The following is a 16,635-nucleotide window of genomic DNA, read 5'->3' as shown; positions in this document are numbered from 1 at the left end:
GTCACCCCAGGCGCTGGGCGAGCCCTCCCGTGCATCTGACCTCGTCGCCCGCCGTGATGAGCAGCGCCTCCACGTCCGGGAGCGATTCCAGCCAGTCGAGGCCCGCCCGCGAGCCCATCGCGAAGGCCGCGGTCGCCCAGGCGTCCACCCAGGTCAGGCGGGGACCCACCACGGTCACGGCCAGCAGGTCGGTGACCGCGGACTTGCCGGTGCGCGGGTCGACGATGTGGGCGCCGCGTTCGGCGGTGCCGGAGGTCGCCACGGCCAGCTCGTCGACGCCTGCCGCGGAGACCACGGCGGCGAGCGAGCCCGGGCGGAGCGGATCCGACACGCCCACCCTCCAGGGGCGGTGCGGCCCGGGGACGCCGCACAGCTGCACGTCGCCGCCGCCGTTGACGCTCACTCCGCTCGCCCCGGCCGCGACGAGGTGCAGGGCCGCGCGTTCGGCCGCCCAGCCCTTGACGATCCCCGTCGGATCGAGCTGCCCCTCGTACCGCGTGCTGAACCAGCCGTCGCTGGCCCGTTCCGCCTCGGCGCCCAGCTCGAGCACTTCGGCGACCTCCGGGTCGCACTCCTCGACGGTGAGCTCTCCGCGGACCAGCCGCGAGATCTGGCTGTCCTCGCGGTAGGTGCTGAACACCTCGTCCACGCGGTGGAGTCGGGCGATCGCCTCCTCCAACGCCGTCCGGACGGCGGCCGGTTCCCCGCCGCGCACGTCGAAGGAGAAGACGGTGCCCATCACTTCCTCGGCATGGCGCAGCGCCGGCGGTGCCTCCTCCGCGGGTTCAGCCACCGGCCTTGTCCAGGGCCGACTGAAGGGACTTCTTGTATCCGCCGCTGGTGTAGGTGGCGCCGGAGACGGCGTCGATGTCGGCGCTGCCGCCGGCCGCGACGGCCTCCTGGTTGAGCTTCGGGACCGCGTTGTCGCTGACTTCCGTGCTGCGCCCGCCGCTCGGCGCCTGGACGGCCTCGGCCTTGGTGACCTTGGTGCCGGTGAACGTGAGACGGACCTGGACAGGGCCGTACTGGGTCTGGGCGAGCTTGCCGGTGATGATGCGGGTCTCCGCGGCCGGGGCCTTCGGCGACGGGGACGCCGCCCCGGCCGCTCCCGAGGACTCCGACGAGCCGCCGGCGGTCTTCGCCTTGTCCAGGGCCGACTGAAGGGACTTCTTGTATCCGCCGCTGGTGTAGGTGGCGCCGGAGACGGCGTCGATGTCGGCGCTCTGCGCGGTGAGCGTCGCCTTGTTGAGTTCGGGTATCGCGAGAGCGGTCTTCTGGTCGCTGGTGCCGCCCGCCGGGGCCTGGACCGCGTCGGCCTTGGTGATCTTGCCGCCGCTCATGGTCAGCCGCACCTGGACCGGACCGTACTGGGTCTTCACCACGTCACCGGTGACGGTCTGGGTACCCGACTGCTGGGCGCTGCCGCCCTGCGGCGACTCCTGCCCGGCCGCGGTCTGCTGGGGCGCCGCTCCGCCCTGCGCCGACGCGGCGGCCGGATCGGACGCCGGTTTGAGCGCGAGCAGCAGCACGATTCCGGACACGGTGGCGGCCGTCGCGAGCATGAACCGCCGTATGGGGTGACTCTTCTTCATCGCTCCTGACTCCCGTCGCTCACATCTCGAACGACTCGTGATGGATGCGGCGGGCGGGGACCCCCGCGCCGCGCAGTGCGTCGTACACCTGCTGCGCGAAGCCGGGCGGCCCGCACATGAAGACGTCGTGGCTGTCGATGTCGGGCAGCTTGCGGCGCAGGGACTCCGCCGAGATGTCCGGGCGTTCGCCGTCGGGGCTGTTCACCGCGTACATCAGACGCGCCCCGCGCTCCTGGGAGATGGCGGCGAGCTCGTCCCACAGGGCCAGGTCCTGGGTGGTGTTGGCACGGTAGAGCAGCGTCAGGTCGCCGGACGCGCCGGGGAGGGTCTCGAACAGGGCCCGCATCGGGGTGATGCCGACACCGCCCGCCACCAGGAGCACCTTGCCGCGACTGCGCTTGCCGGCCGTCAGGGCGCCGTACGGGCCCTCGGCCCACACCCGGGTCCCCGGCTCCAGATCGCGCAGGGCGGCGCTGTGGTCACCGATCGCCTTCACGGTGATCCGGAGCATGTTGGGGCGGGGCGCCGCCGAGAGCGAGTACGGATGGGAGCTGAAACGCATCCCGGGTGCCAGGAAGCGCCAGCGGAAGAACTGCCCCGCCTCCGCGCCCATCCGGTGCAGCTTGCGCCCGCTGATCAGGACCGACACGATGCCGGGCGTCTCCTCGATGACCGCCTCGACCCGCATCCGGTGCTTCACGTTCAGCCGGACAGGAGAAAGGATTCGGTACCAGAGGACCAGCGCCGTCACCGACCCGTACAGCCCGTACCAGACGGTCTTGGCTACGGGTTCGACCGCGAAGTCGTTGCCGGTGGACAGCTGGTGCCAGAACGTCAGGAACACCGCGGCGTAGGTCAGCAGGTGGACGTGGTACCAGGTGTCGTACGGGATCAGCCGGCGCAGCCAGCCGATCGAGATGAACCCGATCAGCACGAGCAGGCCCGTCCCGATCGCGGCCTTGCCCATGTCGGGCAGCTGGTTGACCGAGTCGACGGTCTGCTGCACGATCCCGCCGAGCCCTTTCCCTGACTGCAGGGCATAGCCCCACATGGTCAGGAAGAGGTGGGCGAGGACCAGGCAGATCGTGTAGCGGCCGGTCATCGCGTGCCAGCGCGCCACCCTGTCGGATCCCACCCTGCGTTCCAGGGCGGGCACGCGGGCCATCTGCAGCACCACGAGTGCCATCAGGTATCCGGCGAGCAGCCCGGTGATGCGGCCCGCGTTGAGGATCCTGCCGTTGTTGTCCGCGATGGACGGGGTGTTGTTCCACCACAGCCAGATGACTCCCGCCGCGCCCGCCCAGACGGCGATCAGCAGCGGGACGGCGGGCGAGCGGCGAGGGCGGATTCGGCGCATGGTCTGGCGCCGCGCGGCGCGACCACCGGCGATCGTGGACACGGTTCCTCCGTGTTCGTCCTGGAGACGGGGCGAGGGGAGTGGCCCCCTGGCCCAGAGATACGGTCCACGACGCCCGTGCGTTCAGAGGCCGGCGGAGTCGAGTGCCGACTGGAGGGACTGCTTGTATCCGTCGCTGGTGTACGTGGCCCCGGAGACCGAGTCGATCTCCGCGCTCTGCGCGGCCAGCGCCTCACGCCTGAGCTGGGGAATCGCGTAGCTGTTGATCTCCTGGTCCCTGGGATTCTCCGAGGGGTAGGCGACCGCGGTCACCTCGGTGATCCTGCCGTTCTTCAGCGTGATCCGCACCTGGACCGGGCCCCAACGGGTCTGCACCGTGTCGCCGGTGACGGTCCTGGTGCCCGTGCTCTTCGTGCTTCCGGACGATCCGGAGGAGCCACCCGAGGCTCTTCCCGAGGAGTCACCGGACGAGCCTCCCGAGGAGGAGGACGAGGAATGACCCACGGACGACGCCTCGGCCGGTGTCGGTGGTGTGTGCGGCTTCAGCGAGAGGAGCAGGACGACACCGGTGACCGTGGTGGCGGCCGCCAGCGTCACCCGGCGCAGCGGACGGTTCTTCTTCAGCGCGTGCACGGCGGCCTCACAGCTCGAACGACTCGTGGTGGATGCGACGGTCGGGGACACCCGCTGTGCGCAGCGCCCCGTAGAGATCCCGCGCCATCGCGGGAGGCCCGCAGAGATAGACGTCGTGCTCGGCGATGTCCGGCACGCTCTCGCGGAGCGAGTCGGCGGTGAGCCGCGGGCGCGTGCCGTCGGCGGCGTTCACCGCGTACAGGACGTGGGCCCCGCGCCACCGCGCGATGGCCTCCAGCTCGCCGCCCAGCGCCAGGTCCTCGGCCGTGCGCGCCCGGTAGAGCAGCGTGACCCGGCCCGGCAGCGTCTCGAACAGGGCGCGCAGCGGTGTGATGCCGACGCCGCCCGCGATCAGCAGGGCCTTCGACGAGGTGCTCCGGTCGGCGGTGAGCGAGCCGTACGGGCCCTCGGCCCACACCCGGGTGCCGGGCCGCAGCAGTCCCACGGCCGCGCTGTGGTCGCCGAGCGCCTTCACGGTGATCCGCATCCGGTCCGGCCGGGGCGGCGCCGACAGCGAGTACGGCGTCGACGTCCACCGCATCCCGTCCGCGAGGAACCGCCAGCGGAAGAACTGGCCCGGCCGGGCGTCCAGTTCGTCCAGTCGCTCACCGCGGACCACGACGGAGAAGACGCCGGGGGACTCCCGGTGCACGGCGTCCACGCGCAGCCGGTGGCGCAGATTGAGCCGTACCGGGGCGAGCAGCCGGAACCATACGACGAGCGCGGCCGTACCGAGGTAGAGCACGTACCAGGCGGCCCGCGCGGCCTGGTTGCCGACGAAGTCGGAGCCGAGCGCGAGCTGGTGGAAGAAGGCCAGGAAGACGGCCGCGTAGGTCAGCAGGTGCACGTAGTACCAGAACTCGTGGCTGATCCGGCGGCGGGCCAGGCGCGCCGAGGTGATTCCGACGGCGAAGAGGATCACCGTGCCGATCGTCGCCTTGAGCATGTCCGGGTAGTCGAACACCACGCTCAGCGTCTCGTGCACGATGCCCGCCCCGTCCTGGGCGGCGTAGCCGAAGAGGATCAGCGTGACGTGCGCGACCAGCAGGCAGATCGTGTAGCGGCCGGCCATGGCGTGCCAGCGGGCGACCCGGTCGGAGCTGATACGCCGCTCCAGGAGAGGCACCCTGGCCATCAGCGCCACCAGGACGGCGCAGCCGTAGCCGCACAGCAGCCCGGCGATCCGCCCCGCGTCCGTCAGCCATCCGGCCATGCCCACCACCGACCCGGTGTCGGTCCACCACAGGGCGAGGACCGCGGCCGCCCCGGCCCACAACAGGGCCAGCAGGGGCCCCGCGGGCGAGGGCCGCGGTCGCCTGCGTCCTCGTGTCGGGCGCGGGTCCGCCGCCCGCTCGTGCACCGTGGTCATGTTTCCGTCCTTCGTCCGGCAGTCCGGGAGGAAACTGTGCGTCCGGAACCTCTGAGGAGGCTCTGAACGGGCGGGTTCTGCGCGGACTCACAGCAAACTGAGAGCGGGGGAGGCGGAGAACCGGGGAAACGGCGGACTGGAACGCGCGGTGACTCAGAGGAAACTCAGAGGCCACGTGGCAGGGCGCGGCCATCGGGAGGAGCGATGCTGGAAGGCGACATGAACACTCCCACCCCAGACCCCGAGGCTCCCCGCGTCCCGGACACCGGCGCCGTCCGCTCCCGGGTGGCCGCCAGGCCGCCCTCGCTGACGCGGCCCGACGGCACGCCCGTACGCGTTCTCGTCGTCGACGACGATCCGGACCTGGCCGAGGTCCTCTCCGGCGCCCTGCGCTACGAGGGCTGGGAGGTCCGTACCGCGGGCGACGGTGCCGCGGCGGCCGCCGAGGCACGTGAACTGCTGCCCGACGCCGTCGTCCTCGACGTGATGCTCCCGGACACCGACGGCTTCACCGTGCTGCGCGACCTCCACACCGTGCTGCCGGGTGTCTGCGTCCTCTTCCTCACCGCCCGGGACGCCGTGGAGGACCGCATCGCCGGTATCACGGCGGGCGGCGACGACTACGTCACCAAGCCGTTCAGCCTGGAGGAGGTCGTCGCCCGGCTGCGCGGACTGCTGCGCCGCGCGGGCATGGCCCGCCGGGTCGACGAGGGTCCACGGCTCGTGGTGGGGGACCTGGCGATGGACGAGGAGGCCCGCGAGGTCACCCGGGGCGGCGACCTGATCGAGCTGTCGCCGACCGAGTTCGAGCTGTTGCGCTTCCTGATGCGCAACCCGCGCCGCGTACTCAGCAAGGCGCAGATCCTCGACCGCGTCTGGTCCTACGACTTCGGGGGACAGGCCCATGTCGTCGAGCTCTACATCTCCTACCTGCGCAAGAAGATCGACGCGGGCCGCGAGCCCATGATCCACACGGTCCGGGGCGCCGGGTACGTCATCAAAACCGCGGCGGGCCGGTGAGAGCGAGCGTGCGGGCCCGGGTCGGGCGATGGCGGCTCCGGCTGACGGCGGCCCTGCGCGCCCTGCCGCGGCCACGCACGATGCGCGCCCGCCTCACCGCCGGGCTCGTGGTGCTGCTCGCCGTCAGCTGCGCCGCCGTCGGCGTGGCGGCGGTGTACGAACTGAACGGCTTCCTCACCGGTCGCCTCGACCAGCAGCTCCAGGAAGCCGGCGTACGGTTCCCGGCGAGTCTGGAGCACAACGCGGGGAAGCCGTCCGACCACGACGGCGACGAACACGGCGACACCCGCCGGCAGAGCGCCGGCACCTTCGGAGCGCGCCTGGTGGGCGACGACGTCACCAACGCCGCGGTCGTGCCGTCCGGCACCACCACGGCCGTCCGGAACGTGGATCCGACCGCCCACGACGAGGCGGTGCTGGCCGCGGTACCGGTGGACGGCCGTGCCCATACCGTCTGCCTCTCGGGGCTGGGGGACTACCGCGTGCTGGCGACGTCCGGCCAGGACGGCGACGTGCTGATCACCGGGTTGCCCACGGAGCCGGTCGAAGCGGCCGTCCACCGCCTGGAACTCGTCGCCTCCCTGGTCCTCGGCGTGGCCCTCGTCGTCGCCGGAGTCGCCGGGGCGCTGTGGGTGCGCTGGTCGCTCCGCCCGCTGAACCGCGTCGCCGCGACCGCCACCCGGGTCAGTGAGCTCCCGCTCGCCAGCGGAGAGGTGGCTCTGCCCCCACGTGCGCCCGAGTCCGACCCGCGCAGTGAGGTGGGCCGCGTCGCCGGTGCCTTCAACCGCATGCTCGGCCATGTCGAGGACGCGCTCACCAAGCGGCACGCGAGCGAGGAACGGCTGCGCACTTTCGCCGCCGACGCCAGCCACGAGCTGCGCACCCCGGTCGCCTCGGTGCGCGGCCACGCCGAACTCGCGCTGCTGCACCCCGGCCCGGTGCCCCCGAAGGTGACCCGCGCCCTCGAGCGGATCGCCGCCGAGTCGGCGCGCATGGGGGAGATGGTCGACGACCTGCTGCTGCTCGCCCGTCTCGACGCCGGCCGCCCCCTGGAACGGCTTCCCGTCGACCTCACCCACCTCGTTCTCGACGCGGTCACCGATGCCCGCGCCACGGGTCCCGGTCATCGCTGGGTGCTGGAACTGGCGGAGGAGCCGGTGACCGTGACGGGCGACGCCCATCGGCTCCACCAGGTGCTGGCCAACCTGTTGGCCAACGCCCGTGTGCATACGCCTGTCGGTACCCGGGTGACGGTGTCCTTGGAGGGTGCCGGCACGGAGGCCGTACTGAGGGTCCACGACGACGGACCCGGGGTTCCCGAGGACGTCCGCCCCGGTGTCTTCGAACGGTTCACCCGGGCGGACCGCCGCCGCGTCGACGGCGCCGGTACGGGCGCGGGGCTCGGTCTGTCGATCGTGGCGGCCGTGGTCGAGGCACACGGCGGCACGGTCGGCCTGGAGAGCCGCCCTGGAGCCACGACGTTCACGGTACGACTCCCCGCGGCGTGAACCTCGCGTGCGGCCGACAGGAGTGGTCCGCCCGTCGGCCGTGGCCCGAGGCGCGGTCCGGCGTTCCGTCAGTACCGGGTGAGCGCCGTCGTCCCGCTCTCCGTGCCGATGGCGATGTGAGGCTCGCGCGCGGGGTCGGCCCACGCGAGGATCCGCCGCATCGCGCCCGCCGGAACGGACACGCAGCCGGCCGTGGCCCCGCTCCCGTCGACGTGCAGGAAGATCCCCGCGCCGCGGCCGCGTACCGGCCGCTCGTAGTTGAAGCCGATGACGACGGCGTGCGCGTACTGCTTCCGGTAGGTGATCAGATGCTCGGACTCGCCGGCCCGGCAGTCCGCGGGGCGCGGCTCGGTCCACCGGTTGTACGAGCGGGACGAGTTGTCCTGGCACCACCAGGAGCCCTTACGCACCCGGCGGTACGGCATCGAGGTTCCCGACGGCGCCGCCTCGATCCCGAAGGCGTACGGCAGCTCGTACAACCCCGTGGGCGTGGTGTTCGTGCCCTGGCGCCGCGACCGGCCCTCGACCAGTCCGCCCGACCCGAACCGCGCGCGGGCGGATCCGGCCCGCACCCAGCGCCCACCGCGCCGGTCCCACCACGTCAGGGTCCCCGACGTGGCCTTCCCGCGCGGTGCCTGAGCGGTGATCAGCTGGGTCCCGCCGCCGGTGTCGGCCATCCGCGCGGGCAGGTCGCGCAGCGGCGGCGGCCCGTCCGGGGCCAGGGTGAGCAGGGACGCGGACGCGAGGGCGGCGGCTCCGAGGCGCATGGCTCAGACGGTACTGGGGGGCAACGGGAGCGGCAGCCCGGGCAGTCCGTCCAGGCTCGTCGCGATGTGCTCCTTCTTGGTGAAGTACTCGTTCAGCGAGGCGTCGTCCTCGCGCGCGAAGCGCCTGCCGTGCAGATCGCGGTCCTCGTCGTAGGACATGTACGGCACGGCGTAGCCGCAGGTGTCGCGGACCAGCTCGGCGGTCACGACGATGATCGCGCGCAGTCCGTGCGGGGTCGGGTCGACGGCGGGGAAGTGGCTGAGGAGTTCCTTGAAGCGCGGGTCGTCGCGGAAGACCGGCTCGCCGTGGCCGTGCACCCGGACGATGTTGGGCGGGCCCTGGAAGGCGCACCACATCAGGGTGATCCGGCCGTTCTCGCGCAGATGCGCGATCGTCTCGGCGTTGCTCCCGGCGAAGTCCAGATAGGCCACGGTCCGCTCGTCGAGCACGGCGAAGGAGCCGGTGAGCCCTTTGGGGGAGAGGTTGACCGTGCCGTCCCCGGACAGCGGTGCGGTCGCGGTGAAGAAGAGGGGCTGCGCCTCGATGAAGGTGCGGAGGCGGCCGTCGATGCGCTCATAGGTCTTTCCCATGTCTAACGATTATTCGGGAAAGCCTTTCGCCTGTCTAACGAATTGCGGGTTCCGGCGACGCCGTTCAGGGGCATCGCCGGAACCCCGTGGCCGCCCCGGCCCGACGCCGGCGGGGCGGCCACATGCCGTGTCACATCACTGGGCGACCGTGCAGGCGGCGAGGGAGTCCAGCCCGGTCGGCTTGGCGGCGGTGCGGCCGATGGAGATCGCTATGCGGTCGATCGTGGAGGTCCGCTTGTCCTTGAGGGGGCCGAGGATCGCGTTCTGGACGAAGTTCGGGCCGCCCTGCCCGGCGGTGTCGGCCAGTCGCTTGTTCGCCTCGGCGATCTGGGTGTTCAGCAGCGTCAGGTTGCGGTCGACCTCGGCCTTCGCGGAGGCCGGGACGGCGGGCAGCTGCGACGCGACGTCCGGGCAGGTGATGGCGCCCGCGGCGGTGGCGGCACCCGTGTCACCGGCGGCCCCGCCCGCCTGCGCTGTGGCCGGCGCGCTCGGCGCGGCGCTGCCGGTGGCGGCGCCCCCCGCACCGTTGAGCGTGCACGGCGCCAGCGCGTCCAGACCCTGCGGCTTGGCGGCCGTGCGTCCGATGGCCGTCGCGATGCGGTTGACGGTGGCGACGCGCTTGTCCTTGAGGGGGCCGAGGATCGCGTTCTGGACGAAGTTCGGGCCGCCCTGCCCGGCGGTGTCCACCAGCCGCTTGTTCGCCTCGGCGATCTGGGTGTTCAGCAGGGCGAGATTCCGGTCGACCTCGGCCTTCGCGGACGCGGGCACCGCGGGCAGGCTCGGCGCGACGGCCGGGCAGTTCACCGTGCCCGCGGCGGCGGCCTTCGTCGTGGCGTTGGTGGCGCCGTTCCCGGGGGTCTCGCCCGCCAGGGCGCTGCCGGCGATCACCGCGGCGGACAGCACGACGGCGGACGCTCCGCCGATCATCGCGACGCGCCGCTTGTTGTACTTCGGAAGAGCCCTGGACATGCGGAAGCCTCATTCGGGTCGGGGGTCGGGGACCGCCCGGTGGTCGTCCGGGCGGTCTGTTGTCCGTGGTGCTGCCGTACGCGAACGCGGCGCCTGCGTTCAGCGGGAGATACGCGAAAGCGGTTTCCCGCGTTCAAGCGCTCCGAAGATTCCGTCGCCGGGCGGGGCGAGATTGACGAACCATGCAGAGTCCTGCATACTCATGCATGTCAGCGAATGCACTGTGAGGAGAATCCCGTGACCGAGCGCGTCGTACTCGCCTATTCAGGCGGTCTGGACACCTCCGTCGCCATCGGTTGGATCGCCGAGGAGACGGGCGCCGAGGTCATCGCCGTAGCGGTCGACGTCGGCCAGGGCGGCGAGGACCTGGATGTCATCCGCAAGCGAGCCATCGCCTGCGGTGCCGTCGAGGCCGAGGTCGCGGATGCCAAGGACGAGTTCGCCGACGAGTACTGCCTCCCGGCGATCAAGGCCAACGCCCTCTACATGGACCGCTACCCGCTGGTCTCCGCCCTCTCCCGGCCGACGATCGTCAAGCACCTCGTCGCCGCCGCCCAGAAGCACGGCGCCACCACGGTCGCCCACGGCTGCACGGGCAAGGGCAACGACCAGGTGCGGTTCGAGGCCGGCATCGTCGCCCTCGCCCCCGACCTCAAGTGCATCGCGCCGGTCCGTGACTACGCGATGACCCGGGACAAGGCGATCGCGTTCTGCGAGGAGAAGCAGCTCCCGATCGCCACCACCAAGAAGTCCCCGTACTCCATCGACCAGAACGTCTTCGGACGCGCGGTCGAGACGGGCTTCCTGGAGGACATCTGGAACGCGCCGATCGAGGACATCTACGAGTACACCTCGAACCCGGCCGAGCACCGCGAGGCCGACGAGGTGATCATCACCTTCAAGCAGGGCGTCCCGGTCGCCATCGACGGCAAGCCCGTCAGCGTGCTCCAGGCCATCCAGCAGCTCAACGAGCGTGCGGGCGCCCAGGGCATCGGCCGGATCGACATGGTCGAGGACCGGCTCGTGGGCATCAAGTCCCGTGAGGTGTACGAGGCTCCGGGCGCGATCGCGCTGATCACCGCGCACCAGGAGCTGGAGAACGTCACGGTCGAGCGTGAACTCGCCCGCTACAAGCGGCAGGTCGAGCAGCGCTGGGGCGAACTGGTCTACGACGGCCAGTGGTTCTCCCCGCTCAAGCGCGCCCTGGACGGCTTCATCGACGAGGCCAGCCAGCACGTCAACGGCGACATCCGGATGACCCTGCACGGCGGCCGCGCGGTCGTCACGGGCCGGCGCTCCGACACCTCGCTCTACGACTTCGACCTCGCCACGTACGACACGGGCGACACCTTCGACCAGGCCGCGGCCAAGGGCTTCATCGACATCTACAGCCTGTCGTCGAAGATCGCCGCCAAGCGGGATCTGGGTTAAGCCGTACGGGACTTGGCGCGGCCGTGTCGTGTCCGCCGCCTCGAAGCCTCCCGAGCACTAGCCTTGCAGCCGCCTCCTCACGCACGCGTGGGGAGGCGGTGGCACATCCACACCTTCCGAGGAGTAACGCAAGTGAGCAGCAACAGCGGTGACGTCCGGCTCTGGGGCGGACGGTTCGCCGACGGTCCCGCCGAGGCCCTGGCCAAGCTGTCCGCCTCGGTCCACTTCGACTGGCGCCTCGCGCCGTACGACATCGCCGGTTCGCGTGCCCACGCGCGCGTGCTGCACAAGGCGGGCCTGCTCACCGAGGACGAGCTCACGCGCATGACCGAGGGCCTCGACCGGCTGGAGTCGGACGTCGCCGACGGCTCCTTCGTGGGCACGATCGCCGACGAGGACGTCCACACCGCCCTGGAACGCGGCCTCCTTGAGCGCCTCGGCCCCGACCTCGGCGGCAAGCTCCGCGCCGGCCGCTCCCGCAACGACCAGGTGGCCACGCTCTTCCGGATGTACCTGCGCGACCACGCGCGGATCATCGGCGGTCTGATCGCCGACCTCCAGGAGGCGCTGATCGGGCTCGCGGAGGCCCACCCGGACGTGGCGATGCCGGGGCGCACCCACCTCCAGCACGCCCAGCCCGTGCTGTTCGCGCATCACGTCCTGGCCCACGTCCAGTCCCTGTCCCGGGACGCGGAACGGCTGCGGCAGTGGGACGAGCGGACCGCCGTCTCGCCGTACGGCTCCGGCGCCCTGGCCGGCTCCTCCCTCGGCCTCGACCCGGAGGCGGTGGCGAAGGACCTCGGATTCGAGCACGGCAGCGTCGCCAACTCCATCGACGGCACGGCCTCCCGCGACTTCGTGGCGGAGTTCGCCTTCATCACCGCGATGATCGGCGTGAACCTCTCCCGGATCGCCGAGGAGGTCATCATCTGGAACACGAAGGAGTTCTCCTTCGTCACCCTCCACGACGCGTTCTCCACCGGCTCGTCGATCATGCCGCAGAAGAAGAACCCGGACATCGCCGAACTCGCGCGCGGCAAGTCGGGCCGCCTGATCGGCAATCTGACCGGGCTGATGGCCACGCTCAAGGCCCTGCCCCTCGCGTACAACCGCGACCTCCAGGAGGACAAGGAGCCGGTCTTCGACTCCTGCGACCAGCTCGAGGTCCTGCTCCCCGCCTTCACCGGCATGATGGCCACGCTGACCGTCCACCGCGAGCGCATGGAGGAGCTGGCCCCGGCCGGCTTCTCGCTCGCCACCGACATCGCCGAGTGGCTGGTCAAGCAGGGCGTGCCGTTCCGCGTCGCGCACGAGGTCGCCGGTGAGTGCGTGAAGGTCGCCGAGGCGGACGGCAAGGAACTGGACGAGCTGACCGACGAGCAGTTCGCGAAGATCTCGGCGCATCTGACGCCCGAGGTGCGGTCCGTCCTCAACGTCCCCGGCGCCCTCGCCTCCCGCGACGGCCGCGGCGGCACGGCGCCCAGTGCGGTCGCCGTCCAGCTCGCCGAGATCAAGACGGACGTCGCCGCCCAGCAGGCGTGGGCGGTGGCGAAGCACAAGAAGTAGCCTCCGCGCGGACGCCCGGGGGAAGCGGAAGCGGAAGCCGGGCCGGTCCCGGAACGTACGTGCCGTCGGACCGGATCGATGCCGAGGGGTGGCGCCTCTCCAGGGCGCGGAAGAGCGGACGCGGTTCGCGTACGGGGGCGGGTGCCGTTCGGCGGAGGGTGTCGCGGGTTACGTTGGTCGGGTGCCGTAAAGGAGCCGACCGAACGGAGCCGCGATGCCCTTCGCACGCCTCGCCTCAGCCACGACTCCCACCGCCCACATCGGACTGGGGCTCGCCGCCGTCGGCCGCCCCGGCTACATCAACCTCGGCCGCGAGGAGGACCTCCCGGCCGACCGCAGCGTCGACGCCCTGCGCGAGCGCACCCACGAACTCCTCGAAGCCGCCTACGCCCAGGGCGTGCGCTACTTCGACGTGGCCCGCTCCTACGGCCGCTCCGAGGAGTTCCTCGCCGACTGGCTGCGCGGCCGCCCGGACATCGACGACATCGTCGTCGGCAGCAAGTGGGGCTACGCGTACACCGCGGACTGGCGCACCGACGCCGAGGCGCACGAGGTCAAGGACCACGGCCTCGCCATGTACGCGCGGCAGCGCGCCGAGACCGCGGAGCTGCTCGGCGACCGGCTCGACCTCTACCAGATCCACTCGGTGACCCCGGAGAGCCCGGCCCTCACCGACAAGGAACTGCACGCGGCACTCGCCGAAGCGGCCGCTGGAGGCCTGTCGATCGGGTTCTCCACCAGCGGGCCCGCCCAGGCGGAGGCGATCCGTGCCGCGCTCGCCGTGACGGTCGACGGCGAACCGCTCTTCCGTACCGTCCAGTCCACGTACAACGTCCTGGAGACCTCGGCCGCACCGGCGCTCGCCGAGGCCCACGACGCCGGACTCACGGTGATCGTCAAGGAGGGCATGGCCAACGGCCGGCTCGCGCGGCCCCACGCGCCGGACGCGCTGCGGGCCGTCGCCGCGGAGACCTCTCTCGACTGCGACGCGGTCGCTCTCGCGCTGATCCTGCGGCAGCCCTGGGCGGGCGTCGTGCTCTCGGGGGCGGCCACCGCCAACCAGCTCGCCTCGAACCTCCACGCCGCGGTCGTCGACCTCGACGACGACCAGCTCTCCCGGCTCGCCGCCCTCGTGGAGGAGCCGGGGGCGTACTGGGAGCGGCGCGGGCAGCTGCCCTGGCACTGAGCACCGCGCGCCCCGGTCGCATCGTCCGCGGGCCACTCGGACACTCCGAGCAGCCAACCCCGGGTGAAGCGTCCGCGGCTCACGCGAGCCGTTCGAGCACCGGTAGTTGACCGGAACTGTTCGAGCACGGCTCGTTCACCCGAGCCCTTCGCGCAGGGCTCGTCGTGCCGCCTGCCACGCGAATGAGACACGCATGCCCCCAATGAGACATGACTGTCTCACATGCGGTACCGTTGTCTCATGGCTGTCGACCGTGACCACGTGCTGCGCAGCGCAGCCGCCCTGCTCACCCGGAAATCCACCGCGACCATGGACGAGGTCGCGAAGGCCGCCGGGATCAGCCGGGCCACGCTGCACCGCCAGTTCGCCGGCCGCGACGCGCTCGTACGGGCCCTGGAGTCGCTCGGCATCGAGGAGTGCGAGGCCGCGCTGGACGCGGCCCGCCTCGACGACGGCTCCGCGCAGGAGGCCGTGCGCCGCTTGGTGCGGGAGCTGGAGAAGGTGGCCGGACTGCTCGCCTTCCTCTACACGGAGAACCAGCTGTTCGAGGGCGACGGGCAGCACGAGGGCTGGGCCCGGCTCGACGCCCGGATAGCGGCGCTGTTTTGGCGCGGTCAGCAGAGCGGCGAGTTCCGCATCGACCTCAGCCCGGCCTGGCTCACCGAGGCGCTCTACGGGCTGATGGCCTCGGCGGCCTGGGCCGTGACCGAGGGCCGGGTCGCCGCCAACGACTTCCACCACATGATCGTCGAGCTGCTGCTCGGCGGCGCGCTAAGGAGAGAGGAATCATGACCAGCACCCTGCAGCCGGCGCTCGCGACGGAGGTGCAGAAGCGCCCCGGTCGTTGGCTCGCGCTCTGCGTCCTCGTCCTCGCCGTGCTGCTGGTGGCCGTGGACGCCACCGTCCTCGGCCTCGCGACCCCGTACATCAGTGAGGACCTGGGGCCGTCCGGCACCCAGCTCCTGTGGATCGGTGACGTCTACTCCTTCGTCATCGCCGGTCTGCTCGTCTCCATGGGCAGTCTCGGCGACCGCATCGGACGCAAGAAGCTGCTGCTCGTCGGCGCGACGGCGTTCGGCCTGATATCCGTGCTCAACGCCTATGCCACGACACCCGAGATGATGATCCTGGCGCGGGCGCTGCTCGGTGTCGCGGGCGCGACCCTGATGCCGGCCACCCTCGCCCTGATCCGCAACATCTTCCACGACCCGCGCGAGCGCAGCCTCGCCATCGGCATCTGGGGTGCGACGGCCTCCGCGGGCACGGCGGTCGGTCCCGTCGTCGGCGGCTTCCTGCTCGAACACTTCTGGTGGGGTTCGGTCTTCCTCATCAACCTTCCGGTGATGGTGGTGCTCGTCCTCGTCGGCAGCAGGCTGCTGCCCGAGTCGAAGAGCCCGACCCATGGACCCTGGGACCTGATCAGCGTCACGCTCTCGCTCGTCGGTGTGATCGCCGCGGTGTACGCGGTCAAGGAGGTCGCCGCGCATGGGGCGAGCGGCGAGGCACTCGCCGCGGGCCTGCTGGGCGCCGGTGCGCTCTTCTGGTTCGTGCGCCGCCAACTGACCCTTCCTACACCCCTGTTGGACGTCCGTCTGTTCCGTAACCGGGGATTCTCCGGTGCCGTGCTCGCCGACCTGTTCACCGTGCTCGGCCTGTCCGGACTCGTGTTCTTCCTCTCCCAGTACCTGCAACTCGTGCAGGGCCGGGGGCCGTTCGAGGCCGGGCTCGCCGAAGTGCCCGCCGCTGTGGGCGCGGTGGCGGCCGGTCTGGTCGCGGGAAGGTTCGCGCGGCGGTTCTCCGTGCGCACCGTCGTCTCCGCCGGGCTCGCCGCGGTGGGTCTCGCGCTCGGCACGCTCACCCTGCTCGACCGGTCCACCGGCTATCCGCTGCTCGGTGCCGCGCTGCTGGTCGTCGGCATCGGCGCGGGCTTCTCGTTCACCGTCACCGCCGACGTCATCCTCTCCGCCGTCCCCAAGGACCAGGCGGGGGCCGCGTCCGCTGTGTCCGAGACGGCGTACGAACTCGGCGCGGCCCTCGGTATCGCCCTGCTCGGCTCGATCGTGACCGGCGTCTACGCGGGCTTCGCCGGGCCCGCGGGCACGCCGGCCGAGGCGCACGACTCGCTCGGCGGAGCGGTGGAGGCGGCCGGGAGCCTGCCCGCGCACACCTCCGAGGCGCTGCTGAGCGCGGCCAGGGAGTCCTTCGTGGACGGTCTGGCACTCGCGTCCGGCGCGGGCGCGGCGGTCCTGCTCGCCACCGCGGTGGCGGCGTGGTACCTCCTGCGCGGCCAGAAGCTGGAGGTGTAGGGGGCGTCAGGGGCACCCGGGGTTCGGGCCACCCGGGGTTGGGTCTACCCGGGGTTGGGTCTACCCGGGGTTGGGGTCTCCCCGGGTTCGGGTCTACCGGGTTCGGGCCACCCGGGCCCCTGTCGCCGGGCCCCTGTCACCCGGGCCCCTGTCACCCGGGTCCGGGCCGCCAGAGTCCGGGCCACCAGGGTCCGGCCACCCGAAGTCCGGCCCCGGGGCGGGGTGCCAGGCGCGGCCCGGTCCGGTCCGGGGCCGGGGCGGCGCCGATCGGCATCCGCCGGAACCGTACAAAACGGGTGGGCCCCGACCGGCAACTGCCGGTCGGGGCCCACCCCTGTGC

The 16,635-nt window shown here is 71.8% G+C and carries 15 protein-coding genes; 7 read left to right on the top strand and 8 right to left on the bottom strand.

Going from position 1 to position 16,635, the window contains the following annotated elements:
* Window position 1: 1 nt before the first annotated feature.
* From OG788_RS10855 to OG788_RS10835, 5 genes are all read right to left on the bottom strand, one after another.
* Window positions 2-793, bottom strand: a complete 792-nt coding sequence (locus tag OG788_RS10855; RefSeq protein ID WP_356749091.1) for an FAD:protein FMN transferase — start codon at window positions 791-793, stop codon at window positions 2-4.
* Window positions 786-1,592, bottom strand: a complete 807-nt coding sequence (locus OG788_RS10850; protein WP_351541679.1) for an FMN-binding protein — start codon at window positions 1,590-1,592, stop codon at window positions 786-788. The genes OG788_RS10855 and OG788_RS10850 overlap by 8 nt, the downstream gene beginning before the upstream one ends.
* A 19-nt stretch (window positions 1,593-1,611) precedes the next feature.
* Complete coding sequence (locus OG788_RS10845) at window positions 1,612-2,949, bottom strand: ferredoxin reductase family protein (RefSeq protein WP_351541726.1); 1,338 nt, start codon at window positions 2,947-2,949, stop codon at window positions 1,612-1,614.
* 123 nt (window positions 2,950-3,072) lie between these two features.
* Window positions 3,073-3,582 carry an FMN-binding protein gene (locus OG788_RS10840; RefSeq protein WP_406370401.1) on the bottom strand — a complete coding sequence of 170 codons (510 nt, stop codon included), beginning with the start codon at window positions 3,580-3,582 and terminating at the stop codon, window positions 3,073-3,075.
* A 7-nt stretch (window positions 3,583-3,589) separates the two neighbouring features.
* Entirely contained in the window at window positions 3,590-4,951 is a 1,362-nt protein-coding gene (locus OG788_RS10835; protein WP_406370399.1) for a ferric reductase-like transmembrane domain-containing protein, read from the bottom strand.
* A 219-nt stretch (window positions 4,952-5,170) separates the two neighbouring features.
* On the opposite strand from OG788_RS10835, the gene OG788_RS10830 reads away from it, so the two are divergent.
* Window positions 5,171-5,971 carry a response regulator transcription factor gene (locus OG788_RS10830; RefSeq protein ID WP_406370398.1) on the top strand — a complete coding sequence of 267 codons (801 nt, stop codon included), beginning with the start codon at window positions 5,171-5,173 and terminating at the stop codon, window positions 5,969-5,971.
* A gap of 80 nt (window positions 5,972-6,051) precedes the next feature.
* Window positions 6,052-7,479 carry a sensor histidine kinase gene (locus tag OG788_RS10825; RefSeq protein WP_406376722.1) on the top strand — a complete coding sequence of 476 codons (1,428 nt, stop codon included), beginning with the start codon at window positions 6,052-6,054 and terminating at the stop codon, window positions 7,477-7,479.
* 68 nt (window positions 7,480-7,547) lie between these two features.
* On the opposite strand, the gene OG788_RS10820 is transcribed toward OG788_RS10825, so the two are convergent.
* The 3 genes from OG788_RS10820 to OG788_RS10810 form a co-directional block, all read right to left on the bottom strand.
* Entirely contained in the window at window positions 7,548-8,246 is a 699-nt protein-coding gene (locus OG788_RS10820) for a L,D-transpeptidase (protein WP_406370396.1), read from the bottom strand.
* Between the two features lie 3 nt (window positions 8,247-8,249).
* Window positions 8,250-8,837, bottom strand: coding sequence for a pyridoxamine 5'-phosphate oxidase family protein (locus OG788_RS10815; RefSeq protein WP_356749101.1), 588 nt, complete (start codon window positions 8,835-8,837; stop codon window positions 8,250-8,252).
* A gap of 135 nt (window positions 8,838-8,972) precedes the next feature.
* Window positions 8,973-9,806 (bottom strand): hypothetical protein, encoded by an 834-nt coding sequence (locus OG788_RS10810; protein ID WP_406370394.1) that lies wholly within the window; start codon window positions 9,804-9,806, stop codon window positions 8,973-8,975.
* 237 nt (window positions 9,807-10,043) lie between these two features.
* Between OG788_RS10810 and OG788_RS10805 the strand changes: the two genes are divergently transcribed.
* The 5 genes from OG788_RS10805 to OG788_RS10785 all read left to right on the top strand — a co-directional run bounded on the left by OG788_RS10805 (window position 10,044) and on the right by OG788_RS10785 (window position 16,295).
* Window positions 10,044-11,237 (top strand): argininosuccinate synthase, encoded by a 1,194-nt coding sequence (locus tag OG788_RS10805; protein WP_406370393.1) that lies wholly within the window; start codon window positions 10,044-10,046, stop codon window positions 11,235-11,237.
* Between the two features lie 132 nt (window positions 11,238-11,369).
* Entirely contained in the window at window positions 11,370-12,803 is a 1,434-nt protein-coding gene (gene argH / locus OG788_RS10800) for an argininosuccinate lyase (protein WP_406370391.1), read from the top strand.
* A 214-nt stretch (window positions 12,804-13,017) separates the two neighbouring features.
* The gene (locus OG788_RS10795) at window positions 13,018-13,989 is read left to right on the top strand and encodes an aldo/keto reductase (protein WP_406370389.1); all 972 of its coding nucleotides are present in this window, start codon (window positions 13,018-13,020) and stop codon (window positions 13,987-13,989) included.
* Window positions 13,990-14,229: 240 nt separating this feature from the next.
* Window positions 14,230-14,781, top strand: a complete 552-nt coding sequence (locus OG788_RS10790; protein ID WP_406370388.1) for a TetR/AcrR family transcriptional regulator — start codon at window positions 14,230-14,232, stop codon at window positions 14,779-14,781.
* Window positions 14,778-16,295 (top strand): MFS transporter, encoded by a 1,518-nt coding sequence (locus OG788_RS10785; RefSeq protein ID WP_351541668.1) that lies wholly within the window; start codon window positions 14,778-14,780, stop codon window positions 16,293-16,295. The genes OG788_RS10790 and OG788_RS10785 overlap by 4 nt, the downstream gene beginning before the upstream one ends.
* The last annotated feature ends 340 nt before the right edge of the window (window positions 16,296-16,635 follow it).

It is taken from the genome of Streptomyces sp. NBC_00647 (assembly GCF_045207245.1).
Classification (GTDB): domain Bacteria; phylum Actinomycetota; class Actinomycetes; order Streptomycetales; family Streptomycetaceae; genus Streptomyces.
Note: the sequence above shows the minus strand (reverse complement) of the source record. Positions and strands in the feature narration are given on the sequence as shown.

Bases quoted from the DNA above. Each gene is read 5' to 3' on its own strand.
- OG788_RS10815 (WP_356749101.1), bottom strand. From the start codon at position 8,837: ATGGGAAAGACCTATGAGCGCATCGACGGCCGCCTCCGCACCTTCATC.
- OG788_RS10830 (WP_406370398.1), top strand. From the start codon at position 5,171: ATGAACACTCCCACCCCAGACCCCGAGGCTCCCCGCGTCCCGGACACC.
- OG788_RS10825 (WP_406376722.1), top strand. From the start codon at position 6,052: ATGCGCGCCCGCCTCACCGCCGGGCTCGTGGTGCTGCTCGCCGTCAGC.
- OG788_RS10845 (WP_351541726.1), bottom strand. From the start codon at position 2,949: ATGCGCCGAATCCGCCCTCGCCGCTCGCCCGCCGTCCCGCTGCTGATC.
- OG788_RS10835 (WP_406370399.1), bottom strand. From the start codon at position 4,951: ATGACCACGGTGCACGAGCGGGCGGCGGACCCGCGCCCGACACGAGGA.
- OG788_RS10810 (WP_406370394.1), bottom strand. From the start codon at position 9,806: ATGTCCAGGGCTCTTCCGAAGTACAACAAGCGGCGCGTCGCGATGATC.
- OG788_RS10795 (WP_406370389.1), top strand. From the start codon at position 13,018: ATGCCCTTCGCACGCCTCGCCTCAGCCACGACTCCCACCGCCCACATC.
- OG788_RS10820 (WP_406370396.1), bottom strand. From the start codon at position 8,246: ATGCGCCTCGGAGCCGCCGCCCTCGCGTCCGCGTCCCTGCTCACCCTG.
- OG788_RS10785 (WP_351541668.1), top strand. From the start codon at position 14,778: ATGACCAGCACCCTGCAGCCGGCGCTCGCGACGGAGGTGCAGAAGCGC.
- OG788_RS10790 (WP_406370388.1), top strand. From the start codon at position 14,230: ATGGCTGTCGACCGTGACCACGTGCTGCGCAGCGCAGCCGCCCTGCTC.
- OG788_RS10850 (WP_351541679.1), bottom strand. From the start codon at position 1,592: ATGAAGAAGAGTCACCCCATACGGCGGTTCATGCTCGCGACGGCCGCC.